Source organism: Cellulomonas terrae (assembly GCF_007990265.1).
Lineage (GTDB): Bacteria > Actinomycetota > Actinomycetes > Actinomycetales > Cellulomonadaceae > Cellulomonas > Cellulomonas terrae.
In genome coordinates this window covers 112,511-133,095 of record NZ_BJWH01000011.1, presented here as the reverse complement: position 1 = coordinate 133,095, position 20,585 = coordinate 112,511, and the positions used below count along the sequence as shown (strand labels likewise).

The window sequence follows — 20,585 nt, the reverse complement described above, 5'->3', positions numbered from 1 at the left end:
GACTGAGGGGCCCGAGCCGCAGCGCCGGTACTGCGGCTTGGGTGACTAGACCCGCGAGCGGCCCCGGCCGACGAGCCCGAGGATCAGGCTGACGACGAGCACGATCACGCCGATCCAGATGAGGAACTGGCCGATGTTCGTCGCGACGCCAAGGATGACGAGGACGACGCCGACGAGGATGAGGATGAGCCAGGTAGGCATGGTTGACCCTTTCGTTCTGTGGTCACCGATCCGGCATCCGGGGGTACCCGGGGCCGTGTGTCACAGGACAAATGTGGCAGTGCCGGACGGGGTCGGCACGTCGAGGGAAAAGTTGCGCGAGGGAACCGGACTGCTATGCGGTCGCGCGTCCAGGGCTGTGACCTGCAGTTCTACCGTCGACGACGGAAGTCCACATCGTGAGATGGCCCTTGCGGCTTTGCCAGAACTAGATGTAATCGCGCGATGCTCATGAACCCGTCGGCTACTTCTTGCCGACGAACCACCCGCGCACCATCGCCACGCGCGCCGTGAGCTGGTCCGGGTCCGCCAGCGCGACCTCGGGACCACCGCACCGGCGCCGCAGCTCGTTGTGCACCGACCCGTGCGGCTGACCGCTCTTGCGTGCCCACGCGCCCACCAGCTGCGACAGCTCCTTGCGCAGCTCCGCCTGCTTGCGGTGGTCCATCTCCGCGAGCGCCTCCGCCGACGCGACCGACCGCTTGCGCCCGCTGATCTGGTCCGCCTGCCGCTGCCGGAGCAGCGCGGACACCTGGTCGACGTCGAGCAGCCCCGGCAGGCCCAGGAAGTCGAGCTCCTCGTCGGACCCCATCTCGGCGCCCGTGCCGAACTCACCGCCGTCGAACAGGACGCGGTCGAACGACGCCTGCGCCTCCAGGGCCTCGAAGGCCCCCTGCTTGCCGTCCGGCCCGATCTCGTCGGCGCCGTTGCGCTCCCGGTTGGCCTCGTCGAGCAGCCCGTCGTCCAGGCCGACGTCGACGCCCTGCTCCTCGAGGGTCTTGGGCCGGTCCAGCGCGTGGTCCCGCTCCAGCTCCAGGGTGTTCGCGAGCGCGAGCAGCTGCGGCACGCTCGGCAGGAACACCGACGCGGTCTCGCCCCGTCGACGCGCTCGCACGAATCGGCCGACGGCCTGCGCGAAGAACAGCGGCGTCGCCGTGCTGGTCGCGTAGACGCCGACCGCCAGCCGTGGCACGTCGACGCCCTCCGAGACCATCCGGACGGCGACGAGCCAGCGCGAGTCGCCCGCGGAGAACTCGTCGATCCGGTCGCTCGCCCCGTCGTCGTCGGACAGCACGATCGTCGGGGACCTCCCCGTGATGCGCGCCAGGTGCCCCGCGTACGCACGGGCGTCGGTCTGGTCGGTGGCGATGACCATCGCCCCTGCGTCGGGGATGGCGCGGCGCACCTCGGACAGCCGGCGGTCGGCGGCCGCGAGCACGCTCGGGATCCACTCGCCGTTCGGGTCGAGGGCGGTCCGCCAGGCCTGCGCGGTGATGTCCTTGGTCAGCGGCTCCCCCAGCCGGGCGCTGATCTCGTCGCCCGCCTTGGTGCGCCAGCGCATGGAGCCGCTGTAGGACAGGAAGATCACCGGGCGCACGACGTGGTCGCGCAGCGCGTCCCCGTAGCCGTACGTGTAGTCGGCGACGCTGCGCCGGATCCCGTCCCGGTCCCGGTCGTACCGCACGAACGGGATCGCCGCGGTGTCCGAGCGGAACGGCGTCCCGGTCAGCGCCAGCCGGCGGGTCGCACCCTCGAAGGCCTCGCGGACGGCGTCCCCCCAGGACAGCGCGTCACCGCCGTGGTGCACCTCGTCGAGGATCACGAGCGTGGGCGCGGCGGAGGTCCGGGCCGCGTGCAGCGCGGGCTTGCTGGCCACCTGCGCGTACGTCACCGCGACACCGTCGAACCCGTGACCGTGCCGGCCCTGGGCGTTGCTGAAGTTCGGGTCCAGCGTGATCCCCACCCGTGCGGCGGCGTCGGCCCACTGGCGCTTGAGGTGCTCGGTCGGGGCGACCACGGTCACGCGGCGCACCACCTTCGCCTCCAGCAGCTCGGTGGCGATGCGCAGCGCGAACGTCGTCTTGCCGGCGCCGGGCGTGGCCACCGCGAGGAAGTCGCGCGGGTTCGTCGTCCGGTAGTGCTCGATCGCCTCCGCCTGCCAGGCGCGCAGCTTGCCCGCCGTCCCCCAGGGCGCACGCGCGGGGAACGCCGGCGGCAGCTGGGAGGCCGCCGACGAGGACGCGTGGGTCGAGGGGAGGGAGGACGGGCGCGGGGCGGCCGTCACGCGCCGCCGCTGCCGGGGTTGCGGCCGAAGCCCCACTTCCGGCCGCCGCCGGAGCTCTTGCCGCCCTTGTCGCCGTCGCCGTCCTGCGGCTCGCGCAGCCCCTCGTAGATCTCCTTGCAGACGGGGCAGACCGGGAACTTGTTCGGGTCGCGGCCCGGCACCCAGACCTTGCCGCAGAGCGCGATCACGGGCTTGCCGCTGATGGCGGAGTCGAGGATCTTCTCCTTGCGCACGTAGTGCGCGAAGCGCTCGTGGTCGCCGGGCTCGACCTGCTCGGTGGTCTCCTCGCGCTCCAGCACGCTGGTCGACGTGCCCGGGTCCGAGGAGAACGGGTCGTCGGGTCCGGTGCTCGGAGGCAGGGGCTCGCTCATGGCGTGAAGTGTACGTCGGAGGGCGGACACGAACCCGGTCCGCCCGGGTGTCGACGGGTCGCCCGCGGCTCGACGCATGCTCTGGACACTGCCCGACGGCCGACTCCGTCCCGACGGCGCCGGGTGCTCGCCCGGGTGGTCCCCGGACGACCCGCTCTCCGACTACATAGACAGACCGACTAGTCAGCCGTACTATCTAGTCCGTGAGCACCGACCCCTGGCCCGGCGAGTGGCTGCGCGGCGTCCTCGACGTCTGCGTCCTGGCCGTCCTCGCCGAAGGCAGCACGTACGGGTACGCGATCACGGCCCGGCTCGACGAGCTGGGGCTCGGCGCCGTCAAGGGCGGGACGCTCTACCCGCTGCTCGCGCGGCTGGAGCAGGCGGAGCTCGTGACCACGCAGTGGCAGCCCGGCGTCGGCGGACCCGGCCGCAAGTACTTCGCTCTCACCGCCGCCGGTCGCGCGGAGCTCGAGCGCCGGGGCGCCGCCTGGCGGTCGTTCGCCGCCCTGACCAGCGACATCGTCGATCCGGCGCGCACGCAGCCGCGACCGGCCACGACCGGGAGGACCGACCGATGAACGAGCCCGAGACTGCACGTCCCGAGAACCTCGTCCCCCCCGCCTGGCGTGACGAGCTGGTGCTCGCGCTCCGCCTGCGTGACGTCACCGGCGCCCGCATCGGCGACATCCTGGCCGAGGTGGACGAGTTCTGCGCCGACGCCGGTCTCGATGCCCCGACGGCCTTCGGCGCACCGGTCGAGTACGCCCGCGAGCTCACCACGGGTTCGACGCCGACGAGGACCGGGCTGCTGGACGACCTGCGCACCGCCGGTCGCGTCCTCGTCGGTTTCGTCGGTCTCATGGTCGTGCTCGGGTCCGTCGGCACGGACGGGCCCGGCCTGGTGGTGACCGTCGGGTGGGTCCTCGCCCTCCCGTTCCTGCTGGCCGCCACGATCGTCACGGTGCGGGCCGCCGGGCGGACCGGGGGCCACGGCGGCTGGAGCACGCGCGTCACGGTGGTCCTCGTCGTGGCGGGGAGCCTTGCGGGAGCGGTGACCCTCGGGCTGGTCCTCGACACCCCCGTCGCGACCGTGCCGGACGGGCTCGCCGCTGCGGTCGGGGTCACGCTGCTGGTCGGCGACGCCGTCATCGGCACCGTGCGGGCGCGCCGTCGACCGACAGCCGACCTGGTGACCGAGCCGGGAACCGACCCCGTCGAGGTGCGCCGCCGGAACGTCCGCGCCGACACGCTCACCGCGTGGCTCCTGCCGGGGTTCGCCGTGGTCGGCGTCGCAGTCCTGCTGGCCCTGGACGCCCTGCTCGACCGGGTGGCATGACCCGAGGCTTCACCGGTCCTGCCGAGGCGACCGCCGACTCTCAGAGGCCCTGCCAGTCCGGCTTCGCCGCGAACGTCTCGCGGTAGTAGTCGGCGAGCTGGAGACGGCTCGCGGCGGCGTCGTCGACGAGCACCGTCACGTGCGGGTGGTGCTGCAGGATCGTCGCCGGCCACATCGCGCTGACCGGTCCCTCGACCAGCTGGTGCACCGCCTCGGCCTTGCCGCGTCCGGTGGCCAGGAGCACCAGGTGCCGGGCGGACATGATCGTCGCGAGCCCCTGCGTGAGGCAGTGCTGCGGGACCTGGTCGAGGTCGCCACCGAAGAAGCGGGCGTTGTCCTCGCGGGTCTGACGCGTGAGGGTCTTGATGCGGGTGCGCGACGCGAGCGACGAGCCGGGCTCGTTGAAGGCGATGTGCCCGTCGGTGCCGATGCCGAGGAGCTGCAGGTCGACTCCCCCGACGGACGCGATCGCGTCCTCGTAGGCCGCGCACGCGCCCACGAGGTCGTCGGCGAGGCCGTCCGGGCCCTGCACGGCGCCGGGCGCGAAGTTCACGCGCGACGCGATCTCCTTCTCGATGACGTTGCGGTAGCGCTCCGGGTGGTCCGCGGCGAGGCCCACGTACTCGTCGAGCATGAATGCGCGGACGCGCGCGAAGGACAGTCCGTGCTCGGCGTGCCGGCGGGCCAGCTCGTCGTAGACCGCGAGCGGGCTCGACCCCGTGGCCAGTCCCAGGACCGCGTCGGGCTGCTCGCGGACCAGCTTCTCGATCGCGGCGGCGGCCAGCCTGCCCAGCTCGGGGCCGGGTGCGATGACGACCTCCATCAGACGTACTCCCCTCGGCCGAGCAGGGCGGCGCCGACCGCGCCGACCGGCACGTCCGCGGGTGCGAGGCTCACGCGGCGCGCCAGTCCCATGGTCGCAAGGAACGGGGACGCCTGGGCCTCGCGCTCGAGCTCGGCCGTCACCGCGCGCAGCAGGGGCTGTCCCAGCGCGCTCACGCCGCCGCCGATGACGACGAGCTCGACGTCGCAGGTCAGCACCAGGATCCGCACCGCGGCGGCGACCGCCCAGGCGAACTGGTCGCGGATGCCCACGGCCACCGGGTCGCCTGCCTCCGCCGCCGCGAACAGCTCCTCGGGAGCGGGCCGCCCGTACGTGCTGGGCCACGCCGTGTCGAGCGCCGAGCCCGAGGCGTACTGCTCCAGGCAGCCGAGCTGACCGCACTTGCACGGCAGCCCGTCAGGGACCAGCGTCAGGTGCCCGATCTCCCCGGCTCCCCCGGTCGACCCCCGCCGCAGGCGACCCTCGAGGAGCAGCCCGGCGGCCAGGCCGGTGCCGAGCGCGAGGAACGCGAGGTCGTGCACCACGGTGTCGTGCACGACTCCGTCGCGCGTCGTCGCGTGCCCGCCGTCGACCGTGTGCGCGGCGCCGACGACGGCGACCGTCAGGTCGTTCTCGACGTGGACCCGCACGCCGAGCCGCTCGGCGACGAGCGCCGCGAGCGGCGTGCGCTCCTCGATGCCGAGGTTGACCGCGTGCTCGACCGTGCCGTCGGTCGGGTCGACGACGCCGGGCAGGCCGATCCCGACCCCGGCGAGCTCGCCGACCGCGATGCCGGCGCCCGCGCACAGCTCCTCGACGACGGAGACCGCAGTGTCGACCACCCCGGCCGCTCCTCCGACGGTGGCGGACCGCAGCTGGTGCGTCACCACACCGTCGGCGTCGAGCAGCACGCCGAGCACCTTGGTGCCACCGACGTCCAGACCGACCGACCACGTACCCCCGACCGGCGCCCACTGCGGCGTCGGGATCCCCTGCGCGCTCACGTCAGCCCTTCACCGCACCCGCGACGAGCCCGGACGTCATCTTGTTCTGGACGAACAGGAAGAACACGATCACGGGGATCGCGATCACGGCGGATCCCGCCATGACCACGCCCCAGTCGGTGGCGCGGTTGGACTCGACGAGCCCCTGCAGCCACAGCGGCAGCGTGCGCTGCGCCGGGTCCGTCATCACCACGAGCGCCAGGGTGTACTCGTTCCACGCCTGCAGGAACCCGTAGACGCCTGCGGCGACCAGCCCGGGGGCCAGCAGCGGGAACGTGATGCGGAAGAAAGCGGCGGTCCGGGAGAGCCCGTCGACCATCCCGGCCTCCTCGAGCTCGATCGGCACGCCCGCGACGAACCCGCGCAGCATCCAGATCGTGAACGGCAGGATCGCCGCCGTGTAGACCAGGGACAGGCCCGCGACCTTGTTGACGAGGTTCCAGCCGTCGAGCATCTGGTACTGCGAGATGAACAGGCCCTCGGCCGGGATCATCTGCACGACGAGGATCGTCAGGATGAAGCCCTTGCGGCCGCGGAACCGGAACCGGCTCACTGCGAGCGCGGCGAGGAAGGCGAACAGCAGGGCGGCGACGAGGACCACGATGACGACCCCGAGCGAGATGCGCATCGCGGCCCAGAACGTCGGGTCCTCGAGCACGCGGCGGAAGTTCGAGAGCGTGCCGCTCGTCGGGAAGAACGTGGGGTCCGGCGTCTGGAGCTTGTTCAGCGGCAGGAACGCGCTGTTGATCATCCAGTAGATGGGGAAGACCCACATCGCGGCGAGCACCACGGCGAGGACGCCGAGCGCTCGGCGGCCACCCCGGGACTGGGCGCGACCGGCCTCGGAGGACCGCGTGGGCTTGCGGGGCGCCGGGTCGAGGGTGGTCGGCGCGGGCGTCGTGACGGCGCTCACAGCTCGTCCTCCTTCAGCATCTGCCGGATGTAGAACCCGGTGAGGGCCAGCGTGATGACCAGCATGATCGTGGCGAGCGCGCCGGCGAGCGAGAACTCGTCGGAGTAGGAGTAGATGAGGGTGCCCAGGAGGTTGGTCTCGCGCGTCGGCGCGCCCGCCCGCTGGAGCACGTAGATCTGCGTGAACACCTTGAAGTCCCAGATCACCTGCAGCAGCAGGACGATCGACAGGACCGGGCGGACCATCGGGATGGTGATGTTCCAGAACCGCTGCCGGGCGGACGCGCCGTCCAGCTGTGCGGCCTCCATCGTCTCCTCGGGCACCTGGAGCAGGCCCGCGTAGACGGAGAACGCGACGAACGGCACGGACATCCACACGACGATGACGGTGGCGACGAAGTAGAACGACAGCGGCTCGATGATCCACGAGTGGCCGGCCATGTCCTCGAGCCCGAACACGTTGGCGAGGACCCAGTTGATGACGCCGTACTGCGAGTCGAACAGCCACTGCCAGACCGTCATCGACGCGAGGACCGGCGTGCCCCAGGCGAGGAGCAGCGACACCTGCAGCGTGATGCGCGAGGCCCGGCCGATGCGGGACATGAGGACCGCGAACGCGACCCCGATGAGCATCGTCGCGGCGGCGTTGACCAGGCAGAAGACGATCGAGCGGCCGATGACCGTCCACACGTAGGGATCGGTCAGCAGGTCGGTGTAGTTCTGCAGCCCGACCCACTCGGCGGGCTGGCCGAACTGCTGGCGCAGGCCGTACTCCTGGAACGAGATGACGAACTGGCGGACCAGCGGGTAGCCGAGCGCGACGCCCATGAGGATCGCGGCGGGGACGAGCAAGCCGTACACGCCGAGCTTGCGGCGGCGGCGGCGCGGGAAGACGACGGTGTCGTCCTGCTGCAGCGCGGGGGCAGTGGCTGCCATGGGGAGCTCCTGTCTGGTGGCGCGACCGGGCCGGCCTGCGTCGGCAGGCCCGGTCGTACCCGGATCAGGTGATCCGCCGCACCTGGGTGCGGCAGACCGGTGGGTCGTGGATCACCTGACCCGGCCGGCCGGGTGCATCCGGCCGGCCGGGGTGGTGATCAGTTCAGCGCGTCCTCGAGGAGCTGGTCCGTCTCCGCGGCAGCCTCCTTGACGTCCGCACCGGTGGCGAGCTGCTGGAAGAAGTCCTCCAGGATGCGGTCACCCTCGACGTCGGCCCACTTCTCGGCCGCCGGCGTGAGCTTGGCGTTGAGCGCGGCGGCGACGGCAGCCTTGGCGTACACGTCGTCACCCATCGAAGCGGCGTACTCGGTGTTGCCCGGGATCAGGCCGTTCTCGCCGAGCATGTTCTGGAACTCCTCCGAGAACATGATCCGCAGGAGGTTCTTGGCCAGCTCGGGGTGCTGGGACTTCGCCGCGACGGCGATGTTCGAGCCGCCCGCGAAGCCGTTCGCGTAGGACCCCTCCTCCAGACCCGGCAGCGGGAAGATGCCGGTGTGCTCCTCGTTGCAGGCCTGCTGCTCGCCGCGCAGCGCCTTCGCCTCCTCGGACGTGTCGTCCGGGTCGACGGCCTTGTTGCACTGCGGCAGGTCGATGCTCCACCGCGCCCAGGTGGGAGCGGAGAACATGGCCGACTGGCCGGCGTTGAACGGGACCCACGGCTCGTTCGAGTCGCTGTCGGCCGGCGCGTTGGTCGCGTTGGCGAACAGGTCCTGGACCTCCTCGAGGCCCTTGATCGACTCGGGCGAGGAGAGCGCACCCTTCCAGGTGTCGCCGTCCTGCACCGCGAGGTCGCCACCGTTGGTGTAGATCCAGGCGGCGCCGTTGTACCAGTCCTGGCCGGGGAACCAGAAGCCGGACTGCGTGTCCGTCTGGAGCTTCTTGGCGACCTCGGTGAACTCGGCGAGCGTCGTGGGGACCTCGACGCCGGCCGCCGCGAACGCGTCCTTGTTGTAGAACACGGCGCGCGCGCCGGAGTAGTACGGAGCGGCGTAGAAGTTGCCGTCCGCGCTGCCCGCCTCGACGAAGCCGGGGAGCAGGTTGTCGCCGCCCAGCTCGTCGTACATGTCCGAGATGTCGGCGAAGGCACCGGCGTAGGTGAAGGTCGGCGACTGGGTGTTGCCGATCTCCACGACGTCGGGCGTCTGGTCGGCCGAGCCCAGCGCAGTCTGGAGGCGCGGCACGAGACCGTTCCAGTCCTGCTCCTCGATGACGAGCTTCGACCCGGGGTTCTCCGACTCGAACGTCGTCGTGAGGTACTCACGCAGGGCGTCCGGGGTGTCGGTGCCGTTGAGCCACAGCTTGATCGTGGCGGCCTCGGGCGTGCCGGCGTCGGTGGGGTCGGCAGCGGCGTCGTCGCCGTCACCGCACGCCGTGAGCGTGAGCGCGGCCGCCACGCCGACGGCCGCGAAACGTAGGATCTTCACGTTGGGGTTCCTCCCGTGAGCGAGGCGCGCGCCGGACGGCGCCGCCGGGTGGTTCTTCCGACCTGCAGTGGGCCGGCTGGGGGTCGTCACGAGACCCCCAGCTGGCCTGACAGGACGAGGACGGCCGCACCAGCGAGCGCCCCGTCCTCGTCGAGGGATCCCATCCGCAGTGCCAGTCCGTGCCCGATGACGGGCATCGTTCGTGCGCGGACAGTGGCGAGCGCCGACTCCCGCAGAGCACCGTCGAGCAGCTCCGGGGGGCCGGAGAGCAGGACCTCTGCCAGGTCGAGCGCACTGACGACGGGTGCCAGGGCGATGCCCAGCAACCGTCCGACCGACGCCAGGGCGGCGTCGGAGTCTTCACGGGACAGACCGGCGGTCCGGCGGCGCAGGGCCGGGACGCTCAGCACGGTCTCGAGGCAGCCGGAGCGGCCGCAGGCGCAGCCGAGCGGCGGCTCGTCGCGGACGTCGCCGTCGACGACGGTGACGTGCCCGATCTCGCCCGCGGCGTGGTGGCGGCCGAGCACGAGCGCGCCGTCGACGACGATGCCCGCGCCCACGCCCTCCCCGATCGTCACGACCATGCAGCCGGACCCGGCGGCGGAGCCGTAGGTGAACTCCCCGAGCGCGCGGGTGTTGGCGTCGTTGGCGACGTGCACCGGGACGCCGAGGCTCTCGGTCAGGCGCGCTGCTAGCGGCAGGTCGTACCAGCCGCGGTTCGGCGCCTGGACGACGGTTCCGTCGAGGTCGATGACGCCCGGGGACGCGATGCCGACGCCGATGACCGGGCGGGTCGCGGCCGCGAGCAGGTCGCGGCAGAGGCTCTCGAGGAGGTCCGCGGCGGCCTCCCCGGTGCGCCCTTCCAGGGCGACGGAGCGCCGGTCGACGACGGCACCGACCAGCGTCATCACGGCACCGAGGAGGTGCGCGTCGTCGGTGAGGTCGACGGCGACGATCTGGAACGCCTCGGTGCGCATGCCGACGAGCGTGGCCGGCTTGCCGACCTTCCCCTCGACCCGCACGCCGAGCTCCTCGACGAGCCCCTCCGCGATCAGCGCGGCGACCAGGCCCGACACGGTCACCCGGGTCAGGCCGGTGCTGCGGGCGATGTCGGCGCGGGAGGCGTGGCCGATGTGGAACAGGTGCGCGAGCACCAGCGACCGGTTGTGCGCGCGGGCGTGCTCGGGCAGCACCTTGCCCGTCGGGCGCAGGGCCCGACCGACTCCGTGGGCTGCCGCGAGGGGCTGCGTCGTCGCTGTCACGTTTGTTAGTAGACCTTCCTTACAAATCCGTTGTCAACTCTCCGCTGTGACCGTGACCACATCGTGATCCGACGTTCACCGGACCGACTCATGGGATGACCGTCCCGGAAACGATTCAACGGTCGGAGCGCTCACCTGCGGGAACGCAGGGAACAGCGCGTCCGGTCGATGCGTTCGCACCGACATGGAACTGGGCATGTACACGTTCGGTGACGTCGGCGACGTCTCCCCCGGCCAGCGCATCCGCGAGGTCCTCGAACGCGTGAGGCTGGCCGAGGAGGTCGGGCTCGACTACGTCGGCATCGGCGAGCACCACCGCCCCGACTACGCGATCTCCTCGCCCTCCACGGTCATCGCCGCCGCCCTCGCCCAGACGTCCCGGATCACCGTCGGCAGCGCCGTGACCGTGCTGTCCACCGAGGACCCCGTCCGCGTCTACCAGCAGTTCACGACGATGGACCTGCTCTCGGGAGGCCGCGTCGAGCTGCTCGCCGGACGCGGCTCGTTCATCGAGTCCTACCCCCTGTTCGGGGCGTCGCTGGAGGACTACGACGAGCTCTACGACGAGAAGATCCAGCTGCTCCTGCGGCTCGACGCGACCGAGCGGACCACCTGGCAGGGGCGGTTCCGGCCGGCCCTCGACGACGCCCTGGTCCTCCCCCGACCGCACGGCGAGCACCTGCGCATCGCCGTCGCGACGGGCGGCAACCCGCAGTCGTCGGTGCGCGCCGGGCTGCTCGGGCTGCCGATCAGCTACGCGATCATCGGCGGCCAGCCGGCCCAGTTCGCGCCCCTGGTCGACCTGTACCGCCGCGCGCACGCACAGTCCGAGCACCCCCACGCGCCCGCGTTCGTGTCCGTGGCCGGCATGGGGTTCCTCGCCGACGACGGCAAGGCCGCGCGCGACTACTTCTACCCGTACTGGCTGGAGTCGATGCGCCGGATCTCGTCGGAACGGGGCTTCCCGATGCCCAACCGGATCTCCTACGAGTCGCAGGCCGCGCGCGGCGGCGCGTACTTCGTCGGGGAGCCCGAGCAGGTCGCGGAGCGGATCGTCGCGCTGCACGGCGTGCTGCAGCACGACCGGCAGGCGTTCCAGATGGACCTGTCCGGGGTCCCGCAGAAGGAGTCGCTGCGCTCGATCGAGCTGCTCGGCACGCAGGTCGCGCCGCTCGTGCGCGACGCGCTGGGCTAGTCCATCCGGCCCGACTCGTAGGCCCACATCGCCAGCTCGACGCGGTTCCGGGCGCCCAGCTTGTCCATGAGGCTGCCCAGGTGCGTCTTCACCGTGCTCAGGCTGATGTGCAGCTCGTCGGCGATCTCGGAGTTGGTCCGCCCGCGGGCCACCGTGACCAGCACCTCCTCCTCGCGCCCCGTCAGCGGCACGACGGGCGGCAGGACCCGGCTGCGCTTGCCCGTCGCGGCGAACGCGGCGAGCAGCCGGACGGTCACGTTCGGCGCGATCAGTGCGTCCCCGGCGGCAGCCGCGTGCACGGCCTGGACCAGCAGCTCCGGGCCGGCGTCCTTGAGCAGGAACCCGCGCGCGCCCGCCTTCAGCGCACCGTGCACGTACTCGTCCAGGTCGAACGTCGTGATCACGACGACCGCGAGCGGGTCCGCCACGTCCGGCCCAGCGAGCCGGCGGGTGGCCTCGATGCCGTCCAGCTCCGGCATCCGGATGTCGAACAGGCACACGTCGGGACGCAGCTCCCGCGCCCTCGACACCGCCTGCCGACCGTCCGCCGCCTGGCCCACCACCTCGATCCCCGGCTGCGCGTCGAGGATCATCGACAGGCCGGTGCGGACCAGCTCCTGGTCGTCCGCCACCAGCACCCGGATCGTCATGCGACCGCCCCCGTCCTCGGCAGCACCGCGACCACGGTCCACCCGCGCTCCTGACCCGGCCCGGCGTCGAGCGTGCCCCCCAGGAGGGACGCGCGCTCGGTCATGCCCACCAACCCGTACCCCGTCCCGACGCGGCCCTGGAGCTCGCCGTCGTCGACGACCGTGAGCCGGACGGACGCCTCGTCCGCCGTGACGTCGACCCGGACGCCCGAGGCGTACCGCGCATGCCGCAGCGCGTTGGTCACCGACTCCTGCGCGAGCCGGTACAGCGCCGCACCGACCGCGGGTCGCAGCCCGTCGAGGTCGCCGGACAGCGTGACCTCCACCCGCGGCGGCCCCGCCGTGGCGAGCCGCTCGATGTCCGCGACGCCCCGCTGCGGAGTGAGCTCCGCGCCGTCGTCGTCCCGCAGCGCGCTGACCATCAGCCGCATCTCCGAGAGCGCACGCGACGCCTCCCCCTCGATCACCAGCAGCGCGTCGAGCGCGGCGGACGGGTCGGTCGCGGCCACCACCCGGCCCGCCTGGGCACGCACCGCGATCGCGGAGACGTGGTGCGCCACGGTGTCGTGCAGCTCCCGCGCCAGCTGCTCCCGCTCCCGCAGCCGGACCTGGTCCCGCTCGCGCAGCCGGGACGTCGACGCCAGCCGGACCCAGGCACCGATCCCCGCCGGCGTCAGGATGAACACGACACCGAGCACCGCCTCGGCGACCCCGGTGAAGTCCCCGGCGATCCCGAGCGCGCTGGCCACCAGGACGGCAGCCAGCCCGAGCACGACCTCCCGGCCGCTCCCCCAGCGGGTCAGCGCGTAGGTCAGCAGGAGGACGCAGGCGGTCGTGTAGAGCCCGAACGGGCCGACCCCACCGACGACCAGGATCGCGGCGTCGATCACGATCAGCGTGCCGAACACCGCGAGGACCGCGCCCAGCGGGTGCGTGCGACGCCACAGCAGCGCCAGCACCGCCACGAGGGCGACGACCAGGGCGACGGGTCCCCACGTCGCGTCCGGACGCTGCACGACCTCGATCACGGCGGTCGGCACCAGCAGCGCGGCGAGCACCCAGTCCCGCCACACCCGGGCGGGCGCGCCGGGCGCTCGGGGGGCCGTCCACAGCGGACGGAGGGCGTCGGGGATCACGCCCTGAGCCTAGGGACGGGAGCTCGCGCGCGGCTCAGCCGATCGGTCGAGCCGCACGTCGTCCGTCAGGGCACCCAGCCCAGCGCCCCGGGGTACCGCACCGACTCGCTCGCCCGGGCGATGCCGTCGGCCAGCGCCGACAGCACGTCGTGGCCCTGGGCGAGCGAGGCGGCCGTCGCACCGTGCAGCACGTCGCCCGCGCCGAGGGTGTCGACGACCTCGGACGCGGGGATCCTCGGCGGCTGGAGCACCGAAAGACGACGCCCCTGCGGTCCGACGACGAGGATGCGGACCGACCCTCCGCCTGCCGACTGCGCGACGAGCTGCGGCCCGAGCTCGGCGACGCGGTCGAGCAGGTCGTCGGCGCCGTCGTCGGGCAGCCGGAAGTCCGCGGACAGCACGGCGTGGTCGACGTGGGCGAGCAGACCGTCCAGCCCGGGCTTCCAGCTGCCGCCGTCGAGGAGCACGGGGAGGTCCCGCGCGGCGGCGGCCAGCACCTGCGCGGCCCCGAGGTGGTGCCCGTCGACGAGGAGCGCCGTCGCACCGTCGAGCACGTCGAGGCGGCCCGCCGCGCCGCTCAGGTCCCGGACGCCGACGGCATTGACCGAGACGACCGCCCGCTCGCCCGTCCCCCGCGTCACCAGCACGGTCGAGACGGGCGGTGTGCCCGGCCCGTCGAGCAGGTCCACGACCTCCACCCCGGCGGCCCCGAGGCCGGCGCGGACGAGGTCCGCCACCGGTCCGGTGCCGAGCGCGGTCACGAGCACCGTGCGGACCCCGAGCGCGACGGCCGTCGCGGCGGCGTTCGCCGCCGGGCCCCCGAACGTGACGTCCAGGCGCTCGGCCACGACCTTCTCGTCGGCCGCAGGCAGCCGGTCGACCACCTGCACGACGTCGAGCGTCGCCAGGCCGCAGCAGACGAGCAGTGCCGTCACGCGACGCGAGCGGGTTGCGCGGAGGGACGGTCCACCAGGGCGAACGTCGCTGCGGCCAGGACGAGGGCGGCCACCAGGACGGCGGGCCAGGCGCCGATCACGCCGCCGAGCGGGTGCGAGAGCGCGAAGCACACGGCACCGACCAGCACCACCGCCGCGACCCGCCACCAGCCTGCGGACCGTGCCCGCACGACGCACCAGGCCACCCCGGCGACGAGCACGACCCCGCCCAGGGCCCGCACCCCGGTGAGGTCGGCGACGGCGAACCCGACCACCAGGGTGAGCGCGGCGACGACGGCGGTGGGGACGCGTGACATGGGGTCAACCGTAGGACGCGGACGCCGGTGCGACGGGCCGCGCCCGCGCAATACGGTGGTCCCATGCCCACCTCGCCGATCGATGTCACGTCCACCGCCGCCTGGCAGGAGCTCAGCGTCCACGAGTCGACGCTCACCCCCGACCTGCGCGGCTGGTTCGCCGACGACCCCGAGCGCGCCACGCGCCTGACGCTCCCGCTGGCGGACCTCACGGTCGACCTGTCGAAGAACCTGGTCACCGACGAGACGCTCGCCCTGCTGGTCCGGCTCGCCGACGAGGTCGGTCTGGCGGACCGCCTGCAGGCGCAGCTGCGCGGGGACCACATCAACGTCACCGAGGACCGCGCGGTCCTGCACACCGCGCTGCGCCGCCCGGCGGGTGCGCAGCCGCCGCTCGTCGTGGACGGGCAGGACGTCGACGCCGACGTGCAGGCCGAGCTGACGAAGATGTTCGCGTTCGCGGACAAGGTGCGCTCGGGCGAGTGGACCGGCGTGACCGGTGAGCGGGTCCGCACGGTCGTCAACATCGGGATCGGCGGCTCCGACCTCGGCCCGGTCATGGCGTACGAGGCGCTCAAGCCGTACGTGCAGGACGGCCTCGAGGTGCGGTTCGTCTCCAACATCGACCCCAGCGACCTCGCGGAGACCGTCAAGGGCCTCGACCCGGCGACCACCCTGTTCATCGTCGCGTCGAAGACGTTCGGCACCCTGGAGACGCTCACCAACGCGCGCCTGGCCCGGACCTGGCTCTGGGAGCAGTTCGGCACGGCCGACGACGACGAGTCGCGCAACGCCGCCGTCGCGAAGCACTTCGTGGCCGTGTCCACCGCCCTGGACAAGGTCGCCGCGTTCGGCATCGACCCCACCAACGCGTTCGGCTTCTGGGACTGGGTGGGCGGCCGGTACTCCGTCGACTCCACGATCGGCACCTCGCTGGCCATCGCCGTCGGGCCCGACGCGTTCCGGGAGTTCCTCGCCGGGTTCCACGCCGTCGACCAGCACGTCGCGACGACGCCGTTCGCGCAGAACGTGCCCGTCCTCATGGGCCTCCTGAACGTCTGGTACGTCAACTTCCTCGGCGCTCACACCCACGCGGTGCTCCCCTACGCCCAGTACCTGCACCGGTTCGCGGCGTACCTGCAGCAGCTGACCATGGAGTCCAACGGGAAGTCGGTCCGCTGGGACGGCACGCCCGTGACCACCCAGACCGGCGAGGTGTTCTGGGGGGAGCCCGGCACCAACGGCCAGCACGCGTTCTACCAGCTCATCCACCAGGGCACCCGGCTCATCCCCGCCGACTTCATCGCGGTCGCCAACCCGGCGCACCCGCTGACCGACGACGGCGTCGACGTGCACGGCCTGTTCCTGGCCAACTTCTTCGCGCAGACCAAGGCGCTCGCCTTCGGCAAGACCGCCGACGAGGTCCGCGCCGAGGGGACCGCCGAGGACATCGTGCCCGCCCGGGTCTTCTCCGGGAACCGGCCGACCACGTCGATCCTGGCCGCCGCGCTCACGCCGAGCGTGCTGGGCCAGCTCATCGCGCTGTACGAGCACGTCACCTTCGTGCAGGGCGTCGTGTGGGGCATCGACTCGTTCGACCAGTGGGGCGTCGAGCTGGGCAAGAAGCTCGCGCTCGAGATCGCCCCGGCGGTCCAGGGCGACGCCGCCGCGCTGGCGGCCCAGGACCCGTCGACGCGCGCCCTGATCAGCCGCTACCTGGAGCTGCGCGCCTGAGCGGACGCTGCCCTCGCGCCTGCCGCGACGGCGCCTGACGGTGCGTCAGGCTCGTGCGCAGGTGACCGCCGACGTCGTCGCGCTGCCGGTGCCCTGGAAGCCGAACTCGATCGAGCCCCCAGACGGGACGCTGCCGTTCCACGGGGCTGCCGAGAACGTCGTCGTGGTCCCGGAGGTGACCGCCTGCGAGCTCCACGCGTTCGCCACGGCACCGTTCGGCAGCGTGACGGCGACCTTCCAGCCCGCGAGCGGGACGGCCCGCGCGGTGACCCGGACGGTGGCGACGAAGCCGCCCGGCCACTGGCTCGCGACTGTGTACGTGGCCGTGCAGCCGTCCGCGGGGGGCATCGTGAACGTCGGGCTGGGCGACGGCGAGACGGTGGGTGTCGGGCTGGCTGTCGGAGTCGGCGTCGGGGTCGAGCCGTTCAGGGCCGCGGTGAGCGCCGGGTACCAGCGGTCGGCGAGCTTCACGATGCCGTTCCCGTTGGGGTGCACGCCGTCGGAGGTGTCGGTCGCGGCGTTCCAGCCGGTCCACTGGTCGACGACCGTGATCGGGGACGCCGACGTGCTCAGCCCGGCTGCCCACGCCGGGATCGCCGCGTTCAGTGCGATCGTCCGCTGCGGGCAGTCCGCACAGCTCGACGGTGCGACGGGGATGATCTGCGCGACGAGGATCTTCATGGCCGGGTTGCTCGCACGCATCTGCTGCACGAGCGTCGTCCACGCCGCGAGGATCTCCTGCGGGCTCTTGTTGCTCCACACGTCGTTGGTGGCGAAGTGCATGACGACGATGTCCGGGCGCGTCGCGGACAGCCAGCCGACGAGCTGGCCCTGCGCCGCGACGTTGGTGACCAGGTAGCCGCCGTGGCCCTCGTTGTCTCCGTCGTGCGTCACCCCGCAGCCCTGCGCGGGCAGGGTCCCGACCATGTCGATGTTCGTGTAGCCGGTCTGCTGCAGCTTCTGCCAGAGCAGCGCGCGCCAGCAGCCGGGGTTCCCCGTGATCGAGTCGCCGAGCGTCATGATCCGAACCGGGTCGGCCGCGGCCGTCGGGACGGCCAGGGCAAGGGCGCCGGTCACGAGCAGTGCCAGGGCGGCGAGAGCGCCGGCCAGTCGGCGCACGAGCTGGGTCGTCATGGATCCTCCGTCCGCGTCCGCCCCACGGCCACGCTGCCCGGGCGGGGCGGGCACGTGCCCGCCAGGACGCAGCGTGGTGGGCATCCGGCCGGCGGTCAGGGCCGCGAATCGTTTCGCCGCGGAAGCGGTTCGACGACGGACGGCCACCCTCGACCCTCCTCCCGCTACGGCCGCGACGGTCGACGACGAAACGCCCAGGTCGACCACCGCCGTCACGTCGGCGACGAGCGCGGGAGCTGGGCAGCACGACCCGCGAGCACCCGGGACCCGACCCGCTCTCGTGGGCCGGCGCGGCCGCGAGCGCAGCAGCCCGCGGTTCTCGGCGTGAGAGGCTCGGGCGATGGCGGAGGTGACGCGAGCGCGCGTGGACGCGTGGACGTGGGCGGTGCGGCTGTTCCCGACCCGGTCCGCCGCCGCTGCCGCGTGCCGCGCCGGCCACGTGCGCGTGAACGGGGACCGTGCCAAGCCCGCGACGATGGTGGTGCCGGGCGACGAGGTGCACGTCCGCGGCGGGGAGCGCGAGCGGATCGTCGTCGTGCAGCGCACGGTCGTGAAGCGCGTCGGCGCGCCCGTCGCGGTCGCCTGCTACCTGGACCGCTCCCCCGCCCCGCTGCCCAAGGAGCACGTGGTCCCGGGCGAGCGGGACCGAGGCGCCGGGCGCCCCACGAAGCGCGACCGCCGGCTGATCCAGCGCCTCAAGGGCCGCTGACCTCACCCGGACGGGGTGAGTCCCAGCCGGGCCGCGAGCGCCATCGAGTCGTACGGGGCGCGGACCTTCAGGTCGTTGTCGAAGTAGACGAACACGTCGCGCTCGGGTGCCGACCCGGCCGGACCGGCCAGGGTGCGCGCACCCTCCGGCTCGCCACCGGACGCCCACGCGCGGACCTTCGTCGCCCACCGGTCGAGCGCGTCGTCGTCGTAGCCGCTGGCGTACAGCTCGGTCTCTCCGTGCAGCCGCACGTACACCAGGTCGGCGGTCACGTCCTCGATCACCGGCCACCGCCCGGCGGCGTCGGCGACGACGAGACCGATGCCATGCGCGCGGAGCAGCTCCACGAAGGCCGGGTCCTCGAAGCTCGCGTGCCGGACCTCCAGCACGTGGCGCAAGGGCCTGTCGGCGTCGGTGGTGGTCCACGCGCGGTCGTCGAGGCGCTCGTCGTGCTCGGCGGCCAGCCGGGCGGCCGCGGCGGTGGTGCGCGGCAGGAGGTCGAAGAACGCCGCGAGCCGGTCGGGGTGGAACCCGAGGTTCGGCGGCAGCTGCCACAGCACGGGTCCCAGCTTCGGTCCGAGCGCGAGCACGCCGCTGGCGAAGAAGTTGGCCACCGGCACCCGCACGTCGGCCAGCTTCTTCAGGTGCGTCACGAAGCGCGGTCCCTTGACCGAGAACACGAAGCCGTCGGGCGTCTCGGACGCCCACGCGAGATAGCTCTCCGGCTTCTGGAGCGCGTAGAAGGAGCCGTTGATCTCGATCGACGTGAGCCGGCGGGACGCGAACTCCAGCTCGCGGCGCTGCGGGAGCCCCGTCGGGTAGAAGACGTGCCGCCACGGTGCGTAGCGCCAGCCGGAGATCCCCGTGCGGATGGTCATGGGCCCAGTGTGTCGGCGCTGCGGCGCATAGTGGTGGGCGTGACCACCGGGCCGACGGACGAGCAGGCGGGGCTCACCTCCGTCTACCGCCCGCGCGACCCGGTCGACGTCCGGCTGACCATCGCCCCGCTGCGGCGCGGCGCGGGCGACCCCGCCTGGTGGTCCGCGCCGGACGGGGCGATCTGGCAGGCGACCGGCACGCCGGACGGACCGGCCACGCGACGGCTCCTGGTGCGGCGCGACGGTGTCCACGTCACCGCGTGGGGCCCGGGCGCCGAGCGTGCGCTGGCCGGGGTGCCGGACCTGCTGGGCGCCCGCGACGAGCCGGCCGGGTTCGACTCCTCGCTGCACCCCGTGGTGCGGGAGGCGTACCGCACCCGCCAGGCGCTGCGGATCCCCCGGTCCGGCAACGTGTTCGAGGCGCTCGTCCCGGCGGTGCTCGAGCAGAAGGTGGTCGGGCTCGACGCGAAGGCGGCGTGGCGACGGCTGGTGCTGCAGCACGGCACGCCCGCGCCCGGGCCCGCTCCCCGCACGATGCGGGTGCCGCCGAGCGCCGCAGCCTGGCGCGCCGTGCCGGTGTGGGACTGGCGACGGGCCGGCGTGGAGGAGGCGCGAGCCGGCACGGTGCTGCGCGCCGCGCTGGTGGCCGGTCGCCTGCAGCAGGGTGCCGAACTGCCGATCGAGGAGGCGCGGCGCCGCCTGCTCACGGTCCGGGGCATCGGGCCGTGGACGGTCGCGGAGATCGCGTCGCGCGCACTGGGCGACGCGGACGCCGTCTCCGTGGGCGACTACCACCTGGCGCACCTGGTGGGCTGGGCGCTGACCGGGAGCCGCACCGACGACGCCGGGATGCTGCGGCTCCTGGAGCCGTGGGCGGGCCACCGGCAGCGCGTGATCCGGCTCATCGAGCTCACGCAGACCCACAACGCACCCCGGTTCGGCCCGCGGATGCCGCGCGCGCGACCGCTGGTCTGAGAACTTCTGACGCGATCGTGTCGATCCGGCGTGCGCAGGATCGTCTCCTAGATGACAGACCGACCATCACCTGGAGGACCCGTGCGCTACCTGCTCCTGATCTGCGACGACCCGACCGCCGAGACCTACCGGCCCGAGGACGACAACATCTCCGACTGGGTGGGCGAGAACGACCGTCGCCACCTCTCCGTCATCGGCGACCGGCTGCGGCCCGCGCAGGACGCCCGCACGGTACGGGTCCGCTCGGGTCAGCTGCTCGTCACCGACGGACCGTTCGCGGAGACGCAGGAGTCCATCGCCGGGTTCGACGTGCTGGAGTGCGCGGACCTCGACGAGGCGCTCGAACGAGCGGCGGCGCACCCGATGGCCCGCTTCGGCCGGGTCGAGGTCCGGCCCTTCTGGCCGATGGGGCTGTGAGAGACGTCTCCTGACAGCGAAAAACGTCGACCCGTCCGGGCCGCACCGCACAGACTGTGCACACCGTCGCGCCGATCTCCACCGGCAGCGCCA

At 72.9% G+C, this 20,585-nt stretch carries 22 protein-coding genes; 7 read left to right on the top strand and 15 right to left on the bottom strand.

All coding sequences use genetic code 11. The features are described from left to right. Positions 1-45: 45 nt before the first annotated feature. The 3 genes from CTE05_RS20300 to CTE05_RS11900 all read right to left on the bottom strand — a co-directional run bounded on the left by CTE05_RS20300 (position 46) and on the right by CTE05_RS11900 (position 2,655). Positions 46-201, bottom strand: coding sequence for a hypothetical protein (locus CTE05_RS20300; protein WP_186814839.1), 156 nt, complete (start codon positions 199-201; stop codon positions 46-48). A gap of 262 nt (positions 202-463) precedes the next feature. Next, positions 464-2,284, bottom strand: a complete 1,821-nt coding sequence (locus CTE05_RS11905) for a DEAD/DEAH box helicase (RefSeq protein ID WP_146846371.1) — start codon at positions 2,282-2,284, stop codon at positions 464-466. Continuing rightward, complete coding sequence (locus tag CTE05_RS11900; RefSeq protein WP_146846369.1) at positions 2,281-2,655, bottom strand: DUF3039 domain-containing protein; 375 nt, start codon at positions 2,653-2,655, stop codon at positions 2,281-2,283. Before CTE05_RS11900 ends, CTE05_RS11905 begins: the two co-directional genes overlap by 4 nt. A 203-nt stretch (positions 2,656-2,858) precedes the next feature. Here CTE05_RS11900 and CTE05_RS11895 point away from each other — a divergent pair, with 203 nt between their 5' ends. Together CTE05_RS11895 and CTE05_RS11890 are read left to right on the top strand one after the other, a co-directional pair. Then, complete coding sequence (locus CTE05_RS11895) at positions 2,859-3,233, top strand: PadR family transcriptional regulator (RefSeq protein WP_146846367.1); 375 nt, start codon at positions 2,859-2,861, stop codon at positions 3,231-3,233. Continuing rightward, positions 3,230-3,991 carry a hypothetical protein gene (locus CTE05_RS11890; protein WP_146846364.1) on the top strand — a complete coding sequence of 254 codons (762 nt, stop codon included), beginning with the start codon at positions 3,230-3,232 and terminating at the stop codon, positions 3,989-3,991. Before CTE05_RS11895 ends, CTE05_RS11890 begins: the two co-directional genes overlap by 4 nt. Before the next feature lie 40 nt (positions 3,992-4,031). On the opposite strand, the gene nagB is transcribed toward CTE05_RS11890, so the two are convergent. From nagB to CTE05_RS11860, 6 genes are all read right to left on the bottom strand, one after another. Continuing rightward, positions 4,032-4,814 (bottom strand): glucosamine-6-phosphate deaminase, encoded by a 783-nt coding sequence (gene nagB / locus CTE05_RS11885; RefSeq protein ID WP_146846362.1) that lies wholly within the window; start codon positions 4,812-4,814, stop codon positions 4,032-4,034. Then, positions 4,814-5,818, bottom strand: a complete 1,005-nt coding sequence (locus CTE05_RS11880; RefSeq protein ID WP_246123557.1) for an ROK family protein — start codon at positions 5,816-5,818, stop codon at positions 4,814-4,816. Before CTE05_RS11880 ends, nagB begins: the two co-directional genes overlap by 1 nt. A 1-nt stretch (position 5,819) precedes the next feature. Continuing rightward, positions 5,820-6,731 carry a carbohydrate ABC transporter permease gene (locus tag CTE05_RS11875; protein WP_371863369.1) on the bottom strand — a complete coding sequence of 304 codons (912 nt, stop codon included), beginning with the start codon at positions 6,729-6,731 and terminating at the stop codon, positions 5,820-5,822. Next, positions 6,728-7,666: a carbohydrate ABC transporter permease gene (locus CTE05_RS11870; protein WP_146846360.1), complete on the bottom strand. Its 939-nt coding sequence runs from the start codon at positions 7,664-7,666 to the stop codon at positions 6,728-6,730. The genes CTE05_RS11875 and CTE05_RS11870 overlap by 4 nt, the downstream gene beginning before the upstream one ends. A gap of 158 nt (positions 7,667-7,824) precedes the next feature. Continuing rightward, complete coding sequence (locus CTE05_RS11865) at positions 7,825-9,150, bottom strand: extracellular solute-binding protein (RefSeq protein ID WP_146846359.1); 1,326 nt, start codon at positions 9,148-9,150, stop codon at positions 7,825-7,827. A gap of 86 nt (positions 9,151-9,236) precedes the next feature. After that, a complete protein-coding gene (locus CTE05_RS11860; RefSeq protein ID WP_146846357.1) occupies positions 9,237-10,412 on the bottom strand; it encodes an ROK family transcriptional regulator in 1,176 nt (391 codons plus the stop codon). A 196-nt stretch (positions 10,413-10,608) separates the two neighbouring features. Here CTE05_RS11860 and CTE05_RS11855 point away from each other — a divergent pair, with 196 nt between their 5' ends. After that, positions 10,609-11,607 (top strand): LLM class flavin-dependent oxidoreductase, encoded by a 999-nt coding sequence (locus tag CTE05_RS11855; RefSeq protein WP_246123556.1) that lies wholly within the window; start codon positions 10,609-10,611, stop codon positions 11,605-11,607. On the opposite strand, the gene CTE05_RS11850 is transcribed toward CTE05_RS11855, so the two are convergent. From CTE05_RS11850 to CTE05_RS11835, 4 genes are all read right to left on the bottom strand, one after another. Further along, complete coding sequence (locus CTE05_RS11850; RefSeq protein WP_146846353.1) at positions 11,604-12,257, bottom strand: response regulator transcription factor; 654 nt, start codon at positions 12,255-12,257, stop codon at positions 11,604-11,606. The genes CTE05_RS11855 and CTE05_RS11850 overlap by 4 nt on opposite strands. Next, positions 12,254-13,393, bottom strand: coding sequence for a sensor histidine kinase (locus tag CTE05_RS11845; RefSeq protein ID WP_146846351.1), 1,140 nt, complete (start codon positions 13,391-13,393; stop codon positions 12,254-12,256). Before CTE05_RS11845 ends, CTE05_RS11850 begins: the two co-directional genes overlap by 4 nt. A gap of 65 nt (positions 13,394-13,458) precedes the next feature. Next, entirely contained in the window at positions 13,459-14,328 is an 870-nt protein-coding gene (locus CTE05_RS11840; protein WP_146846349.1) for a PfkB family carbohydrate kinase, read from the bottom strand. Further along, positions 14,325-14,645, bottom strand: coding sequence for a hypothetical protein (locus CTE05_RS11835; protein WP_146846347.1), 321 nt, complete (start codon positions 14,643-14,645; stop codon positions 14,325-14,327). Before CTE05_RS11835 ends, CTE05_RS11840 begins: the two co-directional genes overlap by 4 nt. A gap of 63 nt (positions 14,646-14,708) precedes the next feature. On the opposite strand from CTE05_RS11835, the gene pgi reads away from it, so the two are divergent. Beyond that, positions 14,709-16,379, top strand: coding sequence for a glucose-6-phosphate isomerase (gene pgi / locus CTE05_RS11830; protein ID WP_146846345.1), 1,671 nt, complete (start codon positions 14,709-14,711; stop codon positions 16,377-16,379). Positions 16,380-16,424: 45 nt separating this feature from the next. On the opposite strand, the gene CTE05_RS11825 is transcribed toward pgi, so the two are convergent. Next, positions 16,425-17,513 carry a cellulose binding domain-containing protein gene (locus CTE05_RS11825; RefSeq protein WP_146846343.1) on the bottom strand — a complete coding sequence of 363 codons (1,089 nt, stop codon included), beginning with the start codon at positions 17,511-17,513 and terminating at the stop codon, positions 16,425-16,427. A 340-nt stretch (positions 17,514-17,853) separates the two neighbouring features. Here CTE05_RS11825 and CTE05_RS11820 point away from each other — a divergent pair, with 340 nt between their 5' ends. Further along, on the top strand, positions 17,854-18,222 hold the full coding sequence (locus CTE05_RS11820; RefSeq protein ID WP_082570996.1) for an RNA-binding S4 domain-containing protein: 369 nt from the start codon (positions 17,854-17,856) through the stop codon (positions 18,220-18,222). A 2-nt stretch (positions 18,223-18,224) separates the two neighbouring features. Here the strand turns inward: CTE05_RS11820 and CTE05_RS11815 are convergent, their stop codons facing one another. Then, a complete protein-coding gene (locus tag CTE05_RS11815; protein ID WP_146846341.1) occupies positions 18,225-19,100 on the bottom strand; it encodes a DUF72 domain-containing protein in 876 nt (291 codons plus the stop codon). Positions 19,101-19,139: 39 nt separating this feature from the next. On the opposite strand from CTE05_RS11815, the gene CTE05_RS11810 reads away from it, so the two are divergent. Continuing rightward, positions 19,140-20,075: a DNA-3-methyladenine glycosylase family protein gene (locus CTE05_RS11810; RefSeq protein WP_146846339.1), complete on the top strand. Its 936-nt coding sequence runs from the start codon at positions 19,140-19,142 to the stop codon at positions 20,073-20,075. Positions 20,076-20,156: 81 nt separating this feature from the next. After that, complete coding sequence (locus CTE05_RS11805) at positions 20,157-20,492, top strand: YciI family protein (protein WP_186814838.1); 336 nt, start codon at positions 20,157-20,159, stop codon at positions 20,490-20,492. The last annotated feature ends 93 nt before the right edge of the window (positions 20,493-20,585 follow it).

Excerpts from the sequence above, each read along its gene's own strand:
- CTE05_RS11900 (WP_146846369.1), bottom strand. The coding sequence starts at position 2,655 with ATGAGCGAGCCCCTGCCTCCGAGCACCGGACCCGACGACCCGTTCTCC.
- CTE05_RS11890 (WP_146846364.1), top strand. The coding sequence starts at position 3,230 with ATGAACGAGCCCGAGACTGCACGTCCCGAGAACCTCGTCCCCCCCGCC.
- CTE05_RS11825 (WP_146846343.1), bottom strand. The coding sequence starts at position 17,513 with ATGACGACCCAGCTCGTGCGCCGACTGGCCGGCGCTCTCGCCGCCCTG.
- CTE05_RS11835 (WP_146846347.1), bottom strand. The coding sequence starts at position 14,645 with ATGTCACGCGTCCCCACCGCCGTCGTCGCCGCGCTCACCCTGGTGGTC.
- nagB (WP_146846362.1), bottom strand. The coding sequence starts at position 4,814 with ATGGAGGTCGTCATCGCACCCGGCCCCGAGCTGGGCAGGCTGGCCGCC.
- CTE05_RS20300 (WP_186814839.1), bottom strand. The coding sequence starts at position 201 with ATGCCTACCTGGCTCATCCTCATCCTCGTCGGCGTCGTCCTCGTCATC.
- pgi (WP_146846345.1), top strand. The coding sequence starts at position 14,709 with ATGCCCACCTCGCCGATCGATGTCACGTCCACCGCCGCCTGGCAGGAG.
- CTE05_RS11870 (WP_146846360.1), bottom strand. The coding sequence starts at position 7,666 with ATGGCAGCCACTGCCCCCGCGCTGCAGCAGGACGACACCGTCGTCTTC.
- CTE05_RS11850 (WP_146846353.1), bottom strand. The coding sequence starts at position 12,257 with ATGACGATCCGGGTGCTGGTGGCGGACGACCAGGAGCTGGTCCGCACC.
- CTE05_RS11815 (WP_146846341.1), bottom strand. The coding sequence starts at position 19,100 with ATGACCATCCGCACGGGGATCTCCGGCTGGCGCTACGCACCGTGGCGG.
- CTE05_RS11855 (WP_246123556.1), top strand. The coding sequence starts at position 10,609 with ATGTACACGTTCGGTGACGTCGGCGACGTCTCCCCCGGCCAGCGCATC.
- CTE05_RS11820 (WP_082570996.1), top strand. The coding sequence starts at position 17,854 with ATGGCGGAGGTGACGCGAGCGCGCGTGGACGCGTGGACGTGGGCGGTG.